20 protein-coding genes and 1 tRNA gene are annotated in these 19,799 nt (G+C 70.8%); 15 read left to right on the top strand and 6 right to left on the bottom strand.

The genetic code is table 11. The features are described 5' to 3' along the window. Positions 1–85 precede the first annotated feature (85 nt). Genes DEJ05_RS12520 through rlmB form a run of 4 tightly spaced genes read left to right on the top strand, consistent with a single transcriptional unit; the run spans position 86 to position 4,355 of the window. Entirely contained in the window at positions 86–568 is a 483-nt protein-coding gene (locus tag DEJ05_RS12520; protein ID WP_017888066.1) for a CarD family transcriptional regulator, read from the top strand. Positions 569–584: 16 nt separating this feature from the next. Then, positions 585–1,874, top strand: coding sequence for a 2-C-methyl-D-erythritol 4-phosphate cytidylyltransferase (ispD, locus tag DEJ05_RS12525; protein WP_375334839.1), 1,290 nt, complete (start codon positions 585–587; stop codon positions 1,872–1,874). Positions 1,875–1,906: 32 nt separating this feature from the next. After that, positions 1,907–3,316 carry a cysteine--tRNA ligase gene (gene cysS / locus DEJ05_RS12530; protein WP_111110553.1) on the top strand — a complete coding sequence of 470 codons (1,410 nt, stop codon included), beginning with the start codon at positions 1,907–1,909 and terminating at the stop codon, positions 3,314–3,316. A 28-nt stretch (positions 3,317–3,344) separates the two neighbouring features. Beyond that, the gene (gene rlmB / locus DEJ05_RS12535) at positions 3,345–4,355 is read left to right on the top strand and encodes a 23S rRNA (guanosine(2251)-2'-O)-methyltransferase RlmB (RefSeq protein ID WP_027466607.1); all 1,011 of its coding nucleotides are present in this window, start codon (positions 3,345–3,347) and stop codon (positions 4,353–4,355) included. 286 nt (positions 4,356–4,641) lie between these two features. Here rlmB and DEJ05_RS12540 read toward each other — a convergent pair whose 3' ends face one another. Next, the gene (locus DEJ05_RS12540; protein ID WP_111089146.1) at positions 4,642–5,949 is read right to left on the bottom strand and encodes a DUF4032 domain-containing protein; all 1,308 of its coding nucleotides are present in this window, start codon (positions 5,947–5,949) and stop codon (positions 4,642–4,644) included. An 84-nt stretch (positions 5,950–6,033) separates the two neighbouring features. Continuing rightward, positions 6,034–7,134, bottom strand: a complete 1,101-nt coding sequence (locus tag DEJ05_RS12545; protein ID WP_071404078.1) for an ABC transporter ATP-binding protein — start codon at positions 7,132–7,134, stop codon at positions 6,034–6,036. Positions 7,135–7,377: 243 nt separating this feature from the next. On the opposite strand from DEJ05_RS12545, the gene DEJ05_RS12550 reads away from it, so the two are divergent. Continuing rightward, positions 7,378–8,310: a thioredoxin domain-containing protein gene (locus DEJ05_RS12550; RefSeq protein WP_111110554.1), complete on the top strand. Its 933-nt coding sequence runs from the start codon at positions 7,378–7,380 to the stop codon at positions 8,308–8,310. A 103-nt stretch (positions 8,311–8,413) separates the two neighbouring features. Here the strand turns inward: DEJ05_RS12550 and DEJ05_RS12555 are convergent, their stop codons facing one another. Next, complete coding sequence (locus DEJ05_RS12555; RefSeq protein WP_111110555.1) at positions 8,414–9,304, bottom strand: neutral zinc metallopeptidase; 891 nt, start codon at positions 9,302–9,304, stop codon at positions 8,414–8,416. Positions 9,305–9,418: 114 nt separating this feature from the next. Here DEJ05_RS12555 and DEJ05_RS12560 point away from each other — a divergent pair, with 114 nt between their 5' ends. Continuing rightward, entirely contained in the window at positions 9,419–10,561 is a 1,143-nt protein-coding gene (locus DEJ05_RS12560; RefSeq protein ID WP_111047010.1) for a glycerol dehydrogenase, read from the top strand. 19 nt (positions 10,562–10,580) lie between these two features. On the opposite strand, the gene DEJ05_RS12565 is transcribed toward DEJ05_RS12560, so the two are convergent. Continuing rightward, positions 10,581–11,348 (bottom strand): NAD(P)H-hydrate epimerase, encoded by a 768-nt coding sequence (locus DEJ05_RS12565; protein WP_111110559.1) that lies wholly within the window; start codon positions 11,346–11,348, stop codon positions 10,581–10,583. Positions 11,349–11,382: 34 nt separating this feature from the next. Here DEJ05_RS12565 and DEJ05_RS12570 point away from each other — a divergent pair, with 34 nt between their 5' ends. The 3 genes from DEJ05_RS12570 to DEJ05_RS12580 all read left to right on the top strand — a co-directional run bounded on the left by DEJ05_RS12570 (position 11,383) and on the right by DEJ05_RS12580 (position 14,214). Further along, positions 11,383–12,168: an alpha/beta fold hydrolase gene (locus DEJ05_RS12570; RefSeq protein WP_110863109.1), complete on the top strand. Its 786-nt coding sequence runs from the start codon at positions 11,383–11,385 to the stop codon at positions 12,166–12,168. A 53-nt stretch (positions 12,169–12,221) separates the two neighbouring features. After that, positions 12,222–13,253 (top strand): aldo/keto reductase, encoded by a 1,032-nt coding sequence (locus tag DEJ05_RS12575; RefSeq protein WP_110861756.1) that lies wholly within the window; start codon positions 12,222–12,224, stop codon positions 13,251–13,253. 253 nt (positions 13,254–13,506) lie between these two features. After that, the gene (locus DEJ05_RS12580) at positions 13,507–14,214 is read left to right on the top strand and encodes a DUF3800 domain-containing protein (protein WP_181440721.1); all 708 of its coding nucleotides are present in this window, start codon (positions 13,507–13,509) and stop codon (positions 14,212–14,214) included. A gap of 105 nt (positions 14,215–14,319) precedes the next feature. Here the strand turns inward: DEJ05_RS12580 and DEJ05_RS12585 are convergent. Together DEJ05_RS12585 and msrB are read right to left on the bottom strand one after the other, a co-directional pair. Further along, positions 14,320–14,395, bottom strand: a tRNA-Thr gene (locus DEJ05_RS12585). A 37-nt stretch (positions 14,396–14,432) separates the two neighbouring features. Then, positions 14,433–14,840, bottom strand: a complete 408-nt coding sequence (gene msrB, locus DEJ05_RS12590; protein ID WP_027466599.1) for a peptide-methionine (R)-S-oxide reductase MsrB — start codon at positions 14,838–14,840, stop codon at positions 14,433–14,435. Between the two features lie 65 nt (positions 14,841–14,905). On the opposite strand from msrB, the gene DEJ05_RS12595 reads away from it, so the two are divergent. From DEJ05_RS12595 to groL, 6 genes are all read left to right on the top strand, one after another. Next, complete coding sequence (locus DEJ05_RS12595) at positions 14,906–15,379, top strand: GNAT family N-acetyltransferase (RefSeq protein ID WP_111110557.1); 474 nt, start codon at positions 14,906–14,908, stop codon at positions 15,377–15,379. Further along, positions 15,379–16,380: a DUF2332 family protein gene (locus DEJ05_RS12600; RefSeq protein WP_111110558.1), complete on the top strand. Its 1,002-nt coding sequence runs from the start codon at positions 15,379–15,381 to the stop codon at positions 16,378–16,380. Before DEJ05_RS12595 ends, DEJ05_RS12600 begins: the two co-directional genes overlap by 1 nt. A 96-nt stretch (positions 16,381–16,476) precedes the next feature. Continuing rightward, the gene (locus tag DEJ05_RS12605; RefSeq protein ID WP_258370754.1) at positions 16,477–16,833 is read left to right on the top strand and encodes a DUF3263 domain-containing protein; all 357 of its coding nucleotides are present in this window, start codon (positions 16,477–16,479) and stop codon (positions 16,831–16,833) included. Beyond that, on the top strand, positions 16,830–17,441 hold the full coding sequence (locus DEJ05_RS12610; RefSeq protein ID WP_071404071.1) for a LytR C-terminal domain-containing protein: 612 nt from the start codon (positions 16,830–16,832) through the stop codon (positions 17,439–17,441). Before DEJ05_RS12605 ends, DEJ05_RS12610 begins: the two co-directional genes overlap by 4 nt. Before the next feature lie 193 nt (positions 17,442–17,634). Next, complete coding sequence (locus tag DEJ05_RS12615) at positions 17,635–17,838, top strand: cold-shock protein (RefSeq protein WP_017888049.1); 204 nt, start codon at positions 17,635–17,637, stop codon at positions 17,836–17,838. A gap of 257 nt (positions 17,839–18,095) precedes the next feature. Further along, complete coding sequence (groL, locus tag DEJ05_RS12620) at positions 18,096–19,718, top strand: chaperonin GroEL (protein WP_017888048.1); 1,623 nt, start codon at positions 18,096–18,098, stop codon at positions 19,716–19,718. Positions 19,719–19,799 lie beyond the last annotated feature (81 nt).

Below are 19,799 nucleotides of genomic sequence, written 5' to 3' on the forward strand. Positions count from 1 at the left end.
ATCACCGGGAGGGGTGAGCGTTGAGGGTCCCCTTACCGGAACGGCCCTTGTGGTAAACTGGATGTCTGGGAACGGAGCCTGATACATGCAATTCGAGGTCGGCGAGACCGTCGTCTACCCCCATCACGGGGCGGCAACCATCTCTGAAGTCAAGACTCGCGTCATCAAGGGCGAGGAAAAGGTCTACCTGAAACTGCGGGTGACGCAGGGTGACCTGACGATCGAGGTCCCGGCGGACAACGTCGACCTGGTCGGCGTCCGCGACGTGATCGGCAAGGAAGGACTCGACAAGGTGTTCGAGGTCCTCCGGGCGCCGTTCACGGAAGAGCCCACCAACTGGTCACGTCGCTACAAGGCGAACCTCGAGAAGCTCGCTTCCGGTGACGTCATCAAGGTGTCCGAGGTCGTCCGCGACCTCTGGCGGCGCGATCAGGACCGCGGGCTCTCCGCGGGTGAGAAGCGGATGCTGGCCAAGGCCCGGCAGATCCTGATCTCCGAGCTCGCGCTGGCCGAGAAGACCGACGAGGACAAGGCATCGACCGTCCTCGACGAGGTCCTGGCTTCCTGAGCCTGACGACAGCGCACTGAACACGACAGCACGAACGACGACCGCACGGTTCCCCGAAGGGGTGGACCGGGCGGTCGTCGTCGTTGCGGCGGGGTCCGGCACCCGGCTCGGCGTCGGGACCGCGAAGGCGTTCGTGCCCGTGGCCGGTGCGCTGATGCTCGCGCGGGCGCTCGAACCCCTGTTCGCCTTGCCGTCACCGACGCTCGTCGTCGTGGTCGCACCGGCGTCGCACCTGGACGAGTGCCGCCAGGTGGTCGGTTCGGTCGCGGGTGCTGCGGTCGCGTATACGGCCGTCGTCGCCGGAGGCGCGGATCGCCACGGGTCGGTCGAGGCCGGCCTGGCCCTCCTGCCGGACTCCGTCACCACGGTGCTGGTGCACGACGCGGCGCGGTGCCTCACGCCCGCGGCACAGTTCTCGCGGGTGTTCGACGCCGTCGCCGCCGGTGACGGTGCGGGCGTCGTGCCGGCGCTCCCCGTCACGGACACGGTCAAACGGGTCGACGGTGACGTCGTCGTCGAGACCGTCAACCGTGCGGCGCTCGTCGGGGTGCAGACGCCGCAGGGCTTCCCGCTCGCGGCACTTCGGCGGGCGTACGCGGTGGCGTCGCAGTCCGAGACGGACGACGCCGGGGTGTTCCAGGCCGTCGGGGGCACCGTCCGGTTCGTGCCGGGGGACGCCGACGCCTTCAAGATCACGACGCCGTGGGACCTCGGCCGGGCCGAGTCCATCGTGCGGGCGCGGACCGAAGCTGGTGCTGGTGCTGGTGCTGGTGCTGGTGCTGGTGCTGGTGCCGCTGCTGGTGCCGGTGCGGCGGGTGCCAGCCAGTCGGACGCCGTCGCGGTCCGACTCGGGCTCGGGGTCGACGTGCACGCCTTCGACGACGCCTCGCCCTGCCGCGTCGGGCTGCTCGACTTCCCCGGCGAACCCGGCCTCTCCGGGCACAGCGACGGTGACGCGGTGGCGCACGCGGTGTGCGACGCCCTGCTCTCCGCCGGGGGCCTCGGCGACATCGGCGGACGCTTCGGCACCGCTGACCCGCAGTACGCCGGCGCCACGGGCGACGTGTTCGTGCGCGGCGCGGTCGCGTTGCTCGCCGACGCCGGGCTCGTGCCGGTGTCCGTCACCGTGCAGGTCATCGGCAACCGGCCGCGTATCGGCCGCCGCCGTGACGAGATGCAGGACGCCCTGTCCGCGGTCGTCGGTGCGCCCGTCGCCGTGTCCGGCACGACGACCGACGGGCTCGGGTTCACCGGCCGTGGCGAGGGGCTCGCGGCGATCGCCACGGCACTCGTGCGTCCCTCCTGAAACCGCGGCCCCGCGCCGATTAGGGTTGAGGCGTGACCGTTCGCCTCTACGACTCCCGCGCCGCAGCCGTCGTCGACCTCGTGCCCCTGGTCGACGGACACGTGAGCGTCTACGTCTGTGGTCCGACGGTGCAGTCGTCGCCGCACATCGGGCACCTGCGGTCCGCGCTCGTCTACGACATCTGGCGTCGGTGGCTCACCCACCGCGGGTACCGGGTGACCCTGGTGCGCAACGTCACCGACATCGACGACAAGGTCCTCGACCTGGCGGCTGGCACCGACGAGGAGTGGTTCGCCCGCGCCTACCGGGTCGAGCTCGAGTTCACGGCCGCGTACAACGCCCTCGGCATCCTGCCCCCGACCTACGAGCCCCGCGCCACTGCGAGCGTGCCGCAGATGCACGAGATCATCCAGCGCCTCATCGACCGCGGGCACGCCTACGCCGCCGACGACGGCTCGGGTGACGTCTACTTCGACACCGGCAGCTGGGCCGACTACGGGGTGCTCACCCGTCAGCGGCGCGAGGACATGGTCGAGGCCGCCGACGCCGATCCGCGTGGCAAGCGCGACGCCCGTGACTTCGCGCTCTGGAAGGGTGCGAAGCCCGGCGAGCCCTCGACCGCCAACTGGGACTCCCCGTGGGGCGCCGGCCGCCCGGGCTGGCACATCGAGTGCTCGGCGATGTCGCGCCGGTACCTCGGTCCCGCGTTCGACATCCACGGCGGCGGGCTCGACCTGCGCTTCCCGCACCACGAGAACGAGCTCGCGCAGTCCACGGCCGCCGGGGACCCGTTCGCGTCGTACTGGCTGCACAACGGCCTGGTGACGGTCGAGGGCCAGAAGATGTCGAAGTCGCTCGGCAACTCGATCTTCGCGGCGGACTTCCTCGGATCCGCCCGTCCCGCCGTCGTCCGCTACTTCCTCGGTGCCGCCCACTACCGCTCGTCGATCGACCACCACCAGGGCTCACTGACCGAGGCCGAGGCGGCGTACGACCGCATCGCCGGGTTCCTCGAGCGCGCCGAGACCCGGCTCGAGGGTGTCCACCTCGCCGACGCCCCGGCCGTGCCCGAGGCCTTCGCCGCGGCGATGGACGACGACCTCTCCGTGCCCCAGGCCCTGGCCGTGCTGCACGAGACCGTGCGCACCGGCAACGCTGCCCTGGACGCCGACGATGCGGAAACGCTCGGGACCGCGTACCATCAGGTGGCTGCGATGGTGGAGGTGCTCGGCATCGACCCGCGAGCCGACCACTGGTCGGGCGGCGGCCACGACACCTCGGCAGGCCCGCTCGCCGCCCTCGTCGAACGCCTCGTGCAGGAGCGCGCGGACGCCAGGGCAGCACGGGACTTCACCGCGGCCGACCGCGTGCGCGACGACCTCGCCGCCGCGGGCATCACGATCGAGGACACGCCGTCCGGAACACGCTGGAGCATCGCCTGAACACGGCAGTGCCGAACAGGAGCTACGCATGAAGAACGTCTCGGGAAGCAAGAAGGGTCGGCCCGGCGCCGTCCGCACCGGTCGCAAGGGCAACAAGCAGGTCGGCTCCGGCGGACAGGGCGCCCAGGCGCTCGAGGGTCGCAAGCCGACCCCGAAGGCCGAGGACCGCCCGTACCACCCCGCCGGCAAGCGCAAGGCCGCGAAGGACCGCTTCGAGGCGGCCAAGGGCCGGCACGGTTCCTCGAGCACCCCGCAGGGTCGCACGGGCCGTCCGCCGGCACGCAAGACCGACGACTCCGAGCTGGTGACCGGGCGCAACTCCGTGCTCGAGGCCCTGCGCACGAAGACCCCGTCGTCGACGCTCTACATCGCGTCGCGCATCGAGGTCGACGACCGCGTGAAGGAGATCCTCGCGCTCGCCAACCACCGCGGCGTGCCGATCATCGAGCTCATGCGTCCCGAGCTCGACCGCATCACCGGACACGACAGCGTGCACCAGGGCGTCGCCCTCAAGGTGCCGGCGTACCAGTACGCGGTGTCCGAGGACATCGTCGAGCAGGCCTTCTCGCGTGACCAGGTCCCGCTGCTCGTCGCACTCGACGGCATCACGGACCCCCGCAACCTCGGCGCGATCATCCGCTCGACCGCGGCGTTCGGCGGACACGGCGTCATCGTGCCGCAGCGTCGTTCGGTCGGCGTGACGGCGTCGGCGTGGAAGACCTCGGCCGGGGCCGCCGCACGCACGCCGGTCGCGATGGCCCCGAACCTCACGCAGACCCTGAAGTCGCTCAAGTCGATGGGCCTGTTCGTCCTCGGCCTGGACGGCGACGGTGACGTGGAGCTCGACGGCCTCGAGCTCGCGGACCGCCCGATCGTGATCGTCGTCGGTTCCGAGGGCAAGGGCCTGTCGCGCCTGGTCACCGAGACCTGCGACGCCATCGTGTCGATCCCGATCTCGAGCGCCACCGAGTCCCTGAACGCCGGCATCGCCGCGAGCGTCACCCTGTGGGAGGTCGCGCGGCGCCGTCGCACCGCGTAGCCCCAGCACTTCGTGTGCAGGAATGGTCGCCTCCCCGAGCGGGAGGCGACCATTCCTGCTCACGGTGGCAGGCGGGGTTGGGCGTGACGGCCTGGAGGCCCGGCGCCGGTCTCCGGGACGCGGGCCGGGCCTCCAGGCGGTCGCGTTCTCGGCCCCAGAACGGTCAGGACATGTCGGCTGGTGCCCGCCGTGTGGTCACGAGTCGTCGCTGCGCGACGCCGCAGACGACGGTCTGCGACCGGTCGGCGCCCACCCGGCGGGGTGTCGTGACCGAGCGGGGACCGCGTCAGACCGTGGCGCGCCAGTCGTCGACGTCGTCGGACTCGTCGGCGTCGTCGTCGTCCAGCACCGGGATCGGCACGGTGATCGACGAGGTCGGCGGATTGATGAGCAGGCGCTCGTCGCGACGGTGTCGGAGCACGTCGTTGATGTAGGCGGTCGTGGCCTCGGGCAGGGAGACGGAACGCTCCTCCTGCTGGGACATGAACCAGCGGTGCTCGAGCAGCTCGTGGAACACCTCGGCGGGTTCGAGTCGGCCGCGCAGGTCACGGGGGATCGAGCGGACGACGGGCTCGAAGACCCGCGAGACCCACTCGTGCGCCACCATCTCCTCGTCGAGTTCGTCACGGCCGTTGCGGGCGCGGTACGAGTCGAGGTCGTTGAGCAGGCGCCGCGCCTGGTTCTCGCCGGCGTCGAGCCCGGTGAGGCGCAGCAGTCGGCGCTGGTGGTGCCCGGCGTCGACGACCTTCGGCTGGATCCGGACCTGCGAGCCGCCCTCGGTCGTGTGGATCGACAGTTCCTCGATGTCGAAGCCGAGCTCGTTCAGGCGCTCGACGCGGTCGTTGATGCGCCAGCGTTCCTTGATGTCGAACTGCTCGGTGCCGGTGAGCTCGGTCCAGAGCGTCCGGTACTGGGCGACGATGCGGTTCGAGACGTCGACGGGGTCGGCGTTCTCGTCGAGCCGTCCGCCGGCCTCGAGGTCGAGCAGCTCGCCGGCGATGTTCACGCGGGCGACCTCGAGGTCGTTCTCGCGCTGACCGTTCGACAGCCCGCCGGGGTAGAGCTTGCCGGTCTCGGCGTCGACCAGGTACGCGGCGAAGGCGCCGGCGTCGCGACGGAACAGCGTGTTCGACAGGGACACGTCGCCCCAGTAGAACCCGATGACGTGCAGGCGGACGAGCAGCAGCGCGAGGGCGTCGACCAGACGGGTGGCGGTCTCGGGGCGCAGCGTCTGCGAGTAGAGCGCGCGGTAGGGCAGGGAGAACCGCAGGTGGCGGGTCACGAGCACGGGGTGCAGTGGTTCACCGTCGGCGTCGACGCGGTTCGTGATGACCGCGACCGGGTCCACGCACGGCACGTCCATCCGCTGCAGGGTCCGGAGCATCTCGTACTCGGACCGGGCGACCTCTTCGCCGGTCTCCTTCACCGCGGCGACGTAGCCGCTCAGGTGCACGAACCGCACGAGGTGCCGCGAGATGCCCTTCGGCAGCGCGACGATCGTGTCGTCGGGCCAGTCGGCGAGTGGCAGGTCCCACGGCAGGTCGAGCAGGCCGGGGTCGACGGTGGCGGCGGTGATGGACATCGAGTCGGGCACGGTGGTTCCTCTGGTGTCGGGGACAGCCGAGAGCCCGCGTCCGCCCTTGTGAGGCGGGCACGGGCTCTCGGGGGAGTGCGCTGGTTACGCGCTGACGACGGCCTTGTCGTCGAGGCGGTCGCCCGACTCGGTGTCGAAGGCGTGGACGTGACCCTGCTTCGGCGTGATGACGATCGTGTCACCGATCGACGGGTGTGCACGACCGTCGACACGGGCGACAATGTCGGCGCGCTGGCCGTTCACGTCGGCGTGGCCGTAGAGGTAGCCGTCGGCGCCGAGCTCCTCGACGACGTCGACCGTGACGGGCAGGCCCTCGCCGGTCTGCGACACGATGACGTCCTCGGGGCGGATGCCGACCGTGATCTGTGCGGCACGGGCGTTCGACAGGGTGTCGCGGTCGATCGCGTGGTTGAGCGTGCCGAACTTGATGCCGCCCTCGATGACGTCGGCGGGCAGCAGGTTCATGGCCGGCGAACCGATGAAGCCGGCGACGAACACGTTGTTCGGCTTCTCGTACAGGTCGCGCGGGGTGCCGACCTGCTGCAGGATGCCGTCCTTGAGCACCGCGATGCGGTCACCCATGGTGAGGGCCTCGGTCTGGTCGTGCGTGACGTAGACCGTGGTGACGCCGAGACGACGCTGCAGCGACGCGATCTGCGTGCGGGTCTGGACGCGGAGCTTGGCGTCGAGGTTCGACAGCGGCTCGTCCATGAGGAACACCTGCGGCTGACGGACGATCGCACGGCCCATCGCGACGCGCTGACGCTGACCACCGGAGAGCGCCTTCGGCTTGCGGCCGAGGTAGTCCTCGAGGTCGAGGAGCTTGGCGGCTTCCTGCACGCGGGTGGCGCGCTCTTCCTTGCCGACGCCGGCGATCTTGAGCGCGAAGCCCATGTTCTCGGCGACGGTCATGTGCGGGTACAGCGCGTAGTTCTGGAACACCATCGCGATGTCGCGGTCCTTCGGCGGGACGTCCGTGACGTCGCGGTCGCCGATGCGGATCTGACCGGAGTTGACCTCTTCGAGGCCGGCCAGCATGCGGAGCGAGGTGGACTTGCCGCAACCCGAGGGGCCGACGAGGACGAGGAACTCGCCGTCGGCGACGTCCAGGTCGAGGGAGTCGACCGCGGGACGGTTGCCTCCGGGGTAGAGACGGGTTGCCTTGTCATAGGTGACGGACGCCATGAGCGTTCGGTCCTTCCTTCACCGGCAGGTACGTGCCGGACGATCCGAGTGAAGCGGTGTGCCCGTACGGGCCCCGGACAGTCGCCGTCGACTGTCGAGGTTCATACAACACGAGTTCACCCGGGTGCGCCAGTGTTTTCCCCCTTGGTCGGCGGCTTCCCAGAGCGCCCCACTACAATCGCCGGGTCCGTCCGCCGAGCAGGGGAACGCCGAGCGGACACCGATCAGGAGGACGACGCACCGATGAACAACCGCCCCGAGGGTGCCGCCCGCGCCGCGCGGAACGAGCGCCGTGAAGCCGCCCGCCAGCGAGCCCAGCGTGCCCGGACCCAGCAGAAGCGACGCCAGCGTGGTGTCCGGCTCGGCCTGCAGATCGGGCTCGGGGTCGTGCTCCTCGCCGCCGCGACGATCGTCACGCTCGTGCTGGTCGACTCCGTGAAGCCCGCCGGCCCCGGCCCGTCGACCATGTCGCAGGGCGGCATCACCATCGGGCAGGACCTGAAGCCCGTCGCGGCGTCCGCGTCCGGATCGGCCTCCGCGTCGCCGAGCAGCGCCGCGACCGACGGCGCCGGCACCGTCCGGATCACCCTGTACGTCGACTACCTCTGCCCGGGCTGCGGCCAGTTCGAGCAGGCGAACGGCGACTACATCAAGGACCTCGTCGACTCCGGTGCGGCCACGGTGGACATCCACCCGGTCGCGGTCCTGTCGAACCGCTCGCAGGGCACGAAGTACTCGCTCCGCGCCGCGAACGCCGCCGCCTGCGTCGCCGAGCACTCCCCGAACCAGTTCTACGCGGTGAACCAGGCGCTCTTCGCGAAGCAGCCGGACGAGGGCACCCCTGGTCTCACCGACGCGGAGCTCACCGACGTCGTCACGGGCGTGCAGGGGCTGCAGGAACGGAGCGCCGTCCGGAGCTGCATCGCCGACCAGGACTACGCCAAGTGGGTGGACGAGCAGACGACGGCGGTGTCCGACGGCACGATCCCCGGGTCGACGCTCAAGGAGTTCCCCGGCACGCCGCTCGTGCTCGTCAACGGCCAGCGGTACGAGCTGACCTCCCCGGTCACGAACGACGACTTCCGCACCTTCGTGGTGACGGCCGCCGGGGCGACCGACGCCACCCCGACGCCCACGCCGAGCGCGACCCCGACGCCGACGCCGACCAAGCGCTGACGGCCCGACGAGCGCTGACGTATGAACGAGCGCTGACGCGCTGACCACGGACGGGAGGCCCGGTGCCAGCTGGCACCGGGCCTCCCGTGGTTCGACGGTGCGGCTACAGGGCCGAACCCGGGATGCTCAGGGTGTCGCAGCTCGTCGCGCCCTGCTGGTAGCCCCGCAGGAACCAGCGCTGTCGCTGCTCGCTCGACCCGTGCGTGAACGAGTCCGGGTCGACGCGGCCGGTTGCGCGCTCCTGGATGCTGTCGTCGCCCACGGCGCTCGCCGCCGACAGGGCGTCGGTGATCTGGGAGCGGGTGATCGGTTCGAAGAAGGTCTCGCCGTTCGCGTCCTTCGTCGTGGCGGCGTCGCCGACCCAGGCCCCGGCGTAGCAGTCCGCCTGCAGCTCGACGCGGACACTCCCCGACGACGCACCCGTGCCGGAGCGGTCGGTGTTCGCGAACGACCCCTGCAGCTGCTGGATGTGGTGCCCCCACTCGTGGGCGACGACGTACATCTGCGCGAGCGGACCGCCGGACGAGCCGTACTGCGACTGCAGGTCGTCGTAGAACGCGGTGTCCAGGAAGATCGCACGGTCCGGCGGGCAGTAGAACGGGCCGGTCGCGGCCGAGGCCTGCCCGCACGAGGTGTCGGTGGAGTCCTCGAACAGGAAGAACTCCGGTGACGTGTACGAGATGCCGAGCGACCGCGCCTCGGACGTCCAGTAGGTGTCGAGCGACTCGGCCGCGCCCTCCATCCGGCACTCGACGCGCAGGTTGGCGTCGCGCCCGGTCCGGCACTCGGGGGCGGCGTCGACGGACTCGCCCCCCTGCTGGATCGTCGTCAGGCCGTTGCCGCCGCCGACGATCCCGCTCAGGTCGAAGCCGGTGAACTGCGCGACCAGGAACACCACGATGGCGACGCCCACGGCACCTCCGCCGATCGCCGTGGTGCGACCCCGCCGCTTGACCTTGCCGCCGCGGAGTTGCGAGTCGTCGTTGAACGTCATGATCCCGAACCTACCGATCAGCACCTCCCGATCAGCGGCCCCGCGTACCGTCGGCGGCGTCGGCCACCCCGACACCTGTCGTACACCTGTCGTACAACCGGAAGGAACCGCGCAATGGCCACTCCCATCAGCACCGTGATGAGCCCCGCCCGCTACGTCCAGGGCAAGGACGCGATCACCCGCGTCGGCGAGTTCATCGCTCCGATCGGCAAGCGGCCCCTGATCGTCGCCGACGACGTGGTCTGGGGCATCGTCGAGACCGCCGTCTCCGAGAGCTTCCGGTCCGCCGACCTGGCCGTGGAGCGTGTCGGGTTCGGCCGCTTCGCCACCCCAGAAGCCGTCGACGAGCTCGTCGAGCAGATCCGCGCGACGGACGCAGACGTCATCGTGGGGCTCGGCGGTGGCTCCGCGATCGACGCTGCGAAGGCCGCGGGACACCTTGCCGGCATCCGGTGGGCCAGCGTGCCGACGGCCGCGTCCACCGACGCCCCCACCTCGGCGCTCGCCGTCATCTACACCGCCGAGGGCGAGTTCATCGAGTACCGCTTCTTCCCGCACAACCCGGACCTGGTGCTCATCGACACCAGGCTCGTCGCCAACGCGCCGGTGCAGTTCCTGGTCGCGGGCATCGGTGACGCGCTGGCGACCTGGGTCGAGGCCCGTGCCGCGAAGCGCGCCAACGCCGACACCATGGCCGGCGGCCTGCAGACGCAGACCGGCGTCGCGCTCGCCGAGCTGTCGTGGAAGCTCCTGCACGAGAACGCCCTGCAGGCCATCGAGGCCGTCAAGGCCAAGGTCGTCACCCCGGCGCTCGAGAAGGTCGTCGAGGCGAACACGCTGCTGTCCGGCCTGGGGTTCGAGTCCGGTGGGCTCGCCGCCGCCCACGCGATCCACAACGGGCTGACTGCGGCGCCGCAGGCGCACGGCCTGGCCCACGGGCAGAAGGTGAACATCGGGACGATCGCGCAGCTGGTGCTCGAGGGCGCCCCGGCCGAGGAGATCGAGGACTTCGTCGTCTTCACCACGAAGGTCGGCCTGCCGAACACCCTGACCGAGATCGGCCTGACGGTGGACGACCGTGACGTGCTGCGCGCCGTGGCCGAGGCCGCGACGGTGGAGGGCGAGACCATCCACAACATGCCGTTCCCGGTGACGCCCGAGCTCGTGGTCGATGCCCTGGTCGCCATCGAGGGCATCGCACGCAGCGTCCGCGCCGAGCACGGTCTGCCGGAGCCCGTGCTGTACGAGCACCACTGACGCCCTGATGTTCGAGGGATCAGGTGCGGATCAGCGGCTCCATCGTCGCCAGGTCCGCACCGATCCCGACGTCGACGAGTTCGATCCGCCCGGCGAGGGTGGCGGCGGGTCCGGTCAACAGGCCGGCCTTCACCCCGCCGAAGGTGACGGTGACGTCGGCGTGCAGGACGTGATCGTCCGCGACGCCGCCGGTGTCCACGTCGATGCCGCTCGGCACGTCCACCGCGACGACGAACGGCGCGCGCTGGTCGCGGGCGAGCTCACGGACGGCGTCCACGACCTCCCGCGCGGGGGACCGCAGTGCGTTCGCGCCGTGCACCCCGATGCCGAGGACGCCGTCGAGCACCAGGTCGGCCTCGAGTGCCGCCTCGGTCGCGACGTCCGCCAGGCGTTCGCCGTCACTCCGGCCGGCGGCCCGCAGGATGTCGGCCGCTCCGCCCGAGTTCGGTCCCGAGGTGCCGGACGGGCCGTCCAGCAGACGCGCGCCGGCGTCCAGCGCCGCTGCCAGGCCGGCCTCGTGGACACGGGAGCCGACGCGCAGGACCGCCACGTGCCTCCCGGCCGCTGCCAGGCGAGCGCCCGCGAACAGGGCGTCACCGCCGTTGTCGCCGCTGCCGGCGAGCACGAGGACGGATCCCGGCCCGTCGACCGGCCGCACGGCCGGGTCGTCCAGCAGGTCGCCGACGATGCGCGCGAGCCCGTCGGCGGCGCGCTGCATCAGGGGTTCCCCCGCGTCGAGGTGGGGGCGTTCCGCCGCCCGGATCTGATCGCCGCCGTAGCCGTCCATGGCCACCACACTGCCCCGATACGCTTGAGAGGACATGTCACTCGTCCCCGAAGCGCCCCGCCCCCGGTTCGTGATGTCGCCCGACGGGCTGCGACTCGCGACCTACGACTTCGGCGACCCCGACGCCCCGGCCGTCATCGCGGTGCACGGCTTCGCCTCCGGTGCGGTGCTCAACTGGCACGCCTCGGGCTGGACGCGGCACCTGGTCCGTGCCGGCTACCGGGTCGTGGCACTCGACCAGCGCGGGCACGGCGCGAGCGCGAAGCCGCACGACCCGGGTGCCTACTCGATGGACCTGCTCGTCGCCGACGTCACCACGGTCATCGACACGTACCTGCTCGACGACGTCGCGTTCCTCGGGTACTCGCTCGGCGCCCGCGTCGGCTGGCACACCGCCGAACGCCTGCCCGGCCGGATCTCACGTGCGGTGTTCGGCGGGATCCCGGACGCCGACCCGATGCGTCGCGTCCGCGTCGACCAGGCGAAGGCGTACATCGCCGACGGCACCCCCATCGAGGACCGCGTCACCAACGGCTACCTGACGATGGCGGGCAACGTCGAGGGCAACGACCTCGGCGCGCTCGTGGCCATGGTCGAGGGGATGCGGAACAGCATCGAGCCGACCCCGGAGAACGCCCCGGCGCAGCCGCTCCTGATCGCCGCGGGCAGCGAGGACGGCATCCGCGACAGCGCGGTCCGGCTCGCCGAGGCCGCGCCGGACGCCACCTTCTTCGAGATCCCGGGGCGCAACCACTTCAACGCCCCGACCTCGCGGCCGTTCCGCGAAGCAGCGCTGCGGTTCCTGTCCGCCCCGCGCTGAGGGGTACTCGTGGGTCCCCTCGGTCGGACGGCACCGGGCGTACCGTCCCCGCCATGGACTACAGACTCCTCGGCAACAGCGGGACATCGGTGTCGACGCTGACCCTCGGCACCATGACGTTCGGCAGCGAAGCCGACGAACCCACCTCACACGCCATCCTCGACGCCTTCGTGGCCGCCGGTGGCACGCTCGTCGACACGGCGGACGTCTACTCCGGCAACGAGTCCGAGCGGATCATCGGCCGCTGGCTCGCAGCACACCCCACCGAGGCCGCACAGGTCGTCCTCGCCACCAAGGGCCGGTTCCCGCAGGGCGACGGCCCGAACGACCTCGGCCTGTCCCGACGACACCTGCGCGTGGCCCTCGACGCCTCGCTCGAGCGGCTCGGCGTCGACCACATCGACCTGTACCAGATGCACGCGTGGGACGCCCTGACCCCCATCGACGAGACCCTGCGGTTCCTCGACGACGCCGTGTCCGCCGGCAAGATCGGCTCCTACGGGTTCTCGAACTACCTCGGCTACCAGGTCACCAAGGCCGTCTACGAGGCGAAGGCCCACGGCTGGGCACCGCCCGTCACCCTGCAGCCGCAGTACAACCTGCTCGTCCGCGACATCGAGCACGAGGTCGTGCCCGCCTGCCTCGACGCCGGCATCGGCCTGCTGCCCTGGTCGCCGCTGGCCGGCGGCTGGCTCTCCGGCAAGTACCAGCGCGACGAGGCCCCGACCGGCGCCACCCGCCTGGGCGAGAACCCGCAGCGCGGCATGGAGGCGTGGGAAGCCCGCAACGGCGACGAGCGCACGTGGGAGGTGCTCGACGCCGTCTCCGAGGTGGCCGACGCCCACGACGCGTCGAAGTCGCAGGTCGCACTCGCCTGGCTGCTGGCCCGGCCCGCGGTCACGAGCGTGATCCTCGGCGTCCGCACCCTGTCGCAGCTCGAGGACAACCTCGGTGCCGCGGACCTGGTGCTCACCGACGACGAGCTCGCCCGACTGACCGACGCCAGCGCTCCCCGCATCGACGACTACCCCTACGGCACGGCCGGCGTCGCGCAGCGGGAGCGGAAGATCACCGGCGGGCGCTGAGCGGACAGGACCCCGGCGCGTTCGTGCACATCGTGCGGATTTCCGCGGATGTGGGGTCAGGGTGTGGACGCGCGGGTCGGTGAGGTGTCATCCTCGTCGCACGACCGGCTGGTTACCGCGTCCAGCGCCCGGAACGCCCCCTGATCCGCGTTCCGTGTGCCGATGCCCCGGGCGAGACTTCGCCCGGGGCATCGCTTCATCAAGGGCAGTGCGTCGCACCCCCTCCACACCTTCTGTACGGCAGTATTCCACCGTGCTGCTCTGCTTCGTCGACGAATCCTTCAAGCCGGACCTCTACGGCTTCGGCGCCGTGATGGCGGACGCGGCACAGACCCGCTGGCTCACGCATCGCATGCACGAGATCGTCGCGGCGCTCGAGGAGTACGGCGTCGAGGCGCAGGCCGAAATCCACGCCCATCCGATCTTCCACGGGAAGGGCGCTTGGAGCGCCGTCCCGCCACGCGTGCGCGTGAAGGTGTTCCTCGACGTGGTCGAAGCCGTCGTGACTTCCGGAGCAACCGTGCTGCTCCGAGGCTGCCGCCCCGGGCAGTTGCGTCGGTACCAGGACGCGCGGGGCTTCCGTGATCGGCACTCGCCGGAACAGGTGGCCTTCCAGCACCTCCTGCAGCGGGTCGACGGGAAGGCCGGTGAGATGGGTGTGCACGCGCTCGTCATCGCGGACGAACGGTCGGATCGAGACCGGCACCGTGAGCGTTTCGCGGTGTACCAGGCCTACGGGACTCCCGGAACGTACATGCAGACCCGGCTCGAACGGTTGCTCGACACCGTTCACTTCGCGCCGAGTCACCACTCACGCATGCTGCAGGTCGCCGATCTCCTGGCGTTCGTCTGGGTGCGCTCGCGGACGGTGGAGGAACGGGATCCGCGGCAGGCGCGTGTCCTCGCCGCGCTCGTCGGCGACATCGAACGGTGCGCGTACCAGCCCGGCGTCTGGCCCTGAGACTGGTCGACCGGCACCACCGGCCGGACGCACGACAGCCCCGCTCGAGGCGGGGCTGAAGGCGGTGCGGGCGGCGAACGAGTCGCGGCCTGCGCATGCAGTATATGGGGCCGGCAGCGGGACTTGAACCCGCAACCCCCGTATTACAAGTACGGTGCGCTACCAATTGCGCCATGCCGGCTGACGCCGCTCATCCTACCGGTGAGGGCGTCCGGGGCTCACTCGCCCGACTTCTCCGAGAAGTTCAGCGAGATCGAGTTCATGCAGTACCGGTCACCCGTGGGGGTGCCGAACCCGTCCGGGAACACGTGGCCCAGGTGCGAACCGCAGTTCGCGCAACGGACCTCGGTGCGGGCCATGCCGAGGGAGTTGTCCTCGATGAGCTGCACGGCGTCCGGGTTCACCGACTCGTAGAACGACGGCCAGCCGCAGCCGGAGTCGAACTTCGTGCCGCTCTTGAACAGCTCCGCGTTGCAGGCCGCACAGGTGTAGACGCCGGCACGCTCCTCGTCGAGGAGTTCACCGGTCCACGGTCGTTCGGTCCCCGCCTGGCGGAGGACGGCGTACTGGTCCGGGGAGAGCTCCTCGCGCCACTGGGCGTCGGACTTGTCGACGTTGTATGCCATTGGTTCCTCCTGCTTCCGGCCGGGCTCTTTCGGGCACTCCCGACCACTTCACTAAACTCGCCACGATGTCCGAGCATTCCGTGCACCACGCCCGCTGGACCCGTCTGACGACGGACGAACTGTACGGCATCGTCGTCCTGCGCAACCGCGTATTCGCGCTCGAGCAGCGGGTCACCGCCGAGGACTTCGACGGCCGTGACCGAGAGCCCGACACCGAGCACTGGTGGTTCGGCACGGACACCGATGCGGTTGGGTACCTGCGGCTCATCCGCCCGGCAGTCGACGAGGTCCACCCCGACGGCGCGGCACCGCCGGCGTGGGTGATCGGCCGGGTCGCCACCGATCCCGGACACCGCGGGCAGGGGATCGCCGGCCGGCTCGTCGCCGCCGTCCTCGACGAACACGGACACGACCCGTTCGTCCTCCATGCCCAGGAGTACGTCGCCGCCCTGTACGAGCGGTACGGCTTCGTGCGGTTCGGGGAGCCGTACGACGAGGCCGGCATCCGACACGTCGGCATGCACCGGCCCGGACGCTGATGGACACCCGCGCCCGGTACGACGCGTACGCCGACCGCATCCAGGCGTTCTCGCCGTCGTACGCGGCCTGGGCACGGTCGCTCGACGACTCCCTCGTCGCGCTCCTCGCCAAGGTCCCCGAGCAGCAGCGGCAGCCGGAACTGTTCTTCGCGGTCGCGCGGCAGCTGGGCGCGGACCCGTCGGACCCGGGTGCGCTGCGCGCGCTCGGCCTGGAGGCCCGCCCCGCGCTGGTCACGGCCCTCGCCTCCGCCACGGTGCAGGCCAACGACCCGCAGCGGCTCGCCCCGGTCGTTCCGCTGTTCGCGGCGCTCGCCGAACGGTCCGCGCGTCCGCTCGGCCTGGTCGACGCCGGGGCCGCCGCCGGGCTGTGCTCGATCCCGGACCGGGTGACCCTGGACTACCGCGTCGGTTCCGGGGCCGCGGTCCTCCGGATGCACACGGCGCTCGCCGAGCCGTCGGTCCGGCTGGTCGCGGACGCAACCGGGGCCGTTCCCACTCCCGCGACCGTTCCGATCAGGGTCGGCGCCCGGGTGGCCCTCGACCCGAACCCGATCGACCTGTCGGTCCCCGGTGCGTTCGACCGGCTGGTCGAGGCCGTCCCGCCCGAGGCGTCGGACCGGACCGCCCTGATGCGCGCGGCGGCGTCCGCGACGCTCACCGTGCCTCCCGTCCGGATCCGGGGCGCGCTGCCCGGCGACCTCGACCGTGCACTGGACGCCCTGCCGGACGACGTCGAACCGGTCGTCCTGACCACCGGGACCCTGGTCTACGTGCCGGGCGCGGACCGGCAGCGGTTCGTCGACCGGCTCCGTGCGCGCGGCGTGCACTGGATCGCCCTCGAACGCACCGGGATCCTGCGCGGGGTGGCGGCGACGCTGCCCGACGACGTCGACGCGGCGGATCCGGACTCGTTCGCGACGGTCTCGCTCGACGGGGTCGCGGTGGCCGTCTCCGACCCGTTCGGTCGGCGTGTGCGCTGGTTCCGCGCGCCGAACCTGTGACCGGTGTTCGCGACAGTCCAGCGCCGTGCCAGGGTCCGGATCGACTCCACCCCTACGATGTGCGAGACCCGTTACCCGACCGTGATCGGAACCGCAGTGACCAGCCCCACCGACGAACGCAGCGTCGACGAGCTCAGTGCTGACGAGCTGCGTGCTGACCAGCTCGGTGCTGACCAGCTCAGTGAGCTCGCGAAGCACGTGCTGACGTTCGAGCAGGACCGGGCACGGCACGACCGCACGAAGGAAGCGGAGATCCGGGTCGAGTTCGAGATGTCGGCGGCGCGCTACTACCAGGTGCTGAACCGCGTGATCGACTCGCCAGCGGCACTCGCGTACGACCCGCAGCTCGTCAGCCGGCTGCAGCGGCTCCGTCACGCGCGCACCAGCGCCCGGGCGACGCGCAGCTTCGTCGCGCCCGGTGCGGCTCCCGAAGGACGTGAAGAGGAACGATGAGCACGAGATTCCCCCGAGACCGGTTCGACGACGTCGCCGACGGCCCGCGGGTCGGTGCGCACCGCGGTGCCCAGCGTCGCGGCCGTGGCTGGATCGCCTTCGCCTGGGCGGCGCTCGCCACCGGCGTGCTCGTTGGCATCGGCGTGCTCGTCCTCGCACTGCTGAACGGCAGCTACTCCTTCAACAGCTCGGATTCCCCCTCGGCCTCCACGTCGGCGTCCGCCACCGCGAAGCCCTCGGCGACGTCCAAGCCGTCCGCGTCCTCGTCGGCCGGTTCGGGCTCCGCAGGGTCGGGGTCGGGCAGTGCTGCGGCCGCGACGCCGGCGCAGCAGGGCACCACCACCGTCGTCGTCCTGAACGGCACGACCACCACGGGCCTCGCCAGCCGAGCGAGCGCGGCGCTGACCGGCGCCGGCTGGCAGGTCGCCTCCACCGGTGACGCCGGCACGACGGGCTCCACGTCGACGATCGTCTACTACCAGCAGGCGTCGCAGGCGGCGGTCGCGCAGGGCATCGCGAAGCAGCTCGGCGTCACGGCCGTGCAGCAGTCGGCGGCGTTCCCGAATGCCGACGTGAGCGTCGTCCTCGGCGCCGACTACACCGGCTGATCGGTCGTTCTGCGGGTCGTCGCGCCGCGTTTTCCGCGCATTGTGTGACGGCCGTGTTTCGAGCACGTTGATTTCTGACGGAATCGACGTGAAACAACGTCACACCTCTTGCCTGATCGGACGGGTTCGGTCAGAGTCCCATGCAGACGACGATCACGTCGTTCCGCACTGCAGTACCAGGGAGCAAGAGATCATGGCCAACGGAACCGTGAAGTGGTTCAACGCTGAAAAGGGCTTCGGCTTCATCACCGTGGATGGAGGGGGCCAGGACGTGTTCGTGCACTACTCGGCCATCGACATGTCAGGTTACAAGGTCCTCGAGGAGGGCCAGGCCGTCGTCTTCGACGTCGGCACCGGGTCGAAGGGCCCGCAGGCAGAGTCCGTCCGCCCCGCCTGAGCAGCACCACTTCCAGAACGCGCCGTCCCGTCAGGGGCGGCGCGTTCGTCGTGTGCGGGGACGGTGACCGGCGCGGGGAGCGCGACCGCGGCGGTGGTGCGGGGTCCACCGGACGCGACGTGTCCTGGGAAGTCGTCACGAGCCTCCCGACTGTGTTGCACTCACACCCGGCGAGTGCCAGAATCGGCGTTGGCACTCGCTCACGCTGAGTGCCAGCACGACCCCCAAGACGACGTCCGGGAGGGACGAAAAACCACATGGCTAAGATCATTGCTTTCGACGAGGAGGCCCGCCGTGGCCTCGAGCGCGGCTTGAACCAGCTGGCCGACGCCGTGAAGGTGACGCTCGGCCCGCGCGGCCGCAACGTCGTCCTCGAGAAGAAGTGGGGCGCCCCCACGATCACGAACGACGGTGTCTCCATCGCCAAGGAGATCGAGCTCGACGACCCGTACGAGAAGATCGGTGCGGAGCTCGTCAAGGAGGTCGCCAAGAAGACCGACGACGTCGCCGGTGACGGAACGACCACCGCGACCGTCCTCGCCCAGGCGCTCGTCCGCGAAGGCCTGCGCAACGTCGCCGCCGGTGCCGACCCCGTGTCGCTCAAGCGCGGCATCGAGAAGGCCGTCGCCGCCGTCTCCGACCAGCTCCTCGCCAACGCGAAGGACATCGAGACCAAGGACCAGATCGCCGCGACCGCGTCGATCTCGGCCGCTGACCCGACCATCGGCGCGCTCATCGCCGAGGCCATCGACAAGGTCGGCAAGGAAGGCGTCGTCACCGTCGAGGAGTCGAACACCTTCGGCACCGAGCTCGAGCTCACCGAGGGCATGCGCTTCGACAAGGGCTACCTGTCGCAGTACTTCGTCACCGACCCCGAGCGTCAGGAAGCCGTCTTCGAGGACGCCTACATCCTGATCGTCAACTCGAAGATCTCGAACATCAAGGACCTCCTGCCGGTCGTCGACAAGGTGATCCAGGCGGGCAAGCAGCTCCTGATCATCGCCGAGGACGTCGACGGCGAGGCCCTGGCCACGCTCGTCGTGAACAAGATCCGCGGCATCTTCAAGTCCGTCGCCGTCAAGGCCCCGGGCTTCGGCGACCGCCGCAAGGCCATGCTGCAGGACATCGCGATCCTCACCGGCGGCCAGGTCATCTCGGAAGAGGTCGGCCTCAAGCTCGAGAACGCGACGCTCGACCTGCTCGGTCGTGCCCGCAAGGTCGTCATCACCAAGGACGAGACCACGATCGTCGAGGGTGCCGGCGACGCCGAGCAGATCGCCGGCCGTGTCCGCCAGATCCGTGCCGAGATCGAGGCGACCGACTCCGACTACGACCGCGAGAAGCTCCAGGAGCGCCTCGCGAAGCTCGCCGGTGGCGTCGCCGTCATCAAGGCGGGTGCCGCGACCGAGGTCGAGCTCAAGGAGCGCAAGCACCGCATCGAGGACGCCGTCCGCAACGCGAAGGCTGCCGTCGAAGAGGGCATCGTCGCCGGTGGTGGCGTCGCCCTCATCCAGGCCGGTGCCGTCGCACTCGAGGCCCTCGAGCTCGAGGGTGACGAGGCGACCGGTGCGAACATCGTCCGCGTGGCCATCGACGCGCCGCTCAAGCAGATTGCGCTGAACGCCGGTCTCGAGCCGGGTGTCGTCGCCGCCAAGGTCCGCGAGCTCGAGTCGGGTTGGGGCCTCAACGCCGCGACCGGCGAGTACGTCGACCTGATCGCTGCTGGCATCATCGACCCCGCCAAGGTCACGCGTTCGGCGCTGCAGAACGCTGCGTCGATCGCCGGTCTGTTCCTGACCACCGAGGTCGTCGTCGCCGAGAAGCCCGAGCGCACCCCCGCTGCTCCGGCTGGCGACCCGACGGGTGGCATGGACTTCTAAGTCCGCCTGACGGAAGGGCCCCGCACGCTGCGCGTGTGGGGCCCTTCTGCGTGCGCGGGGGTGGGGTGAGCGGGCGGGGTC

The organism is Curtobacterium sp. MCLR17_045, from assembly GCF_003234405.1.
Classification (GTDB): domain Bacteria; phylum Actinomycetota; class Actinomycetes; order Actinomycetales; family Microbacteriaceae; genus Curtobacterium; species Curtobacterium flaccumfaciens.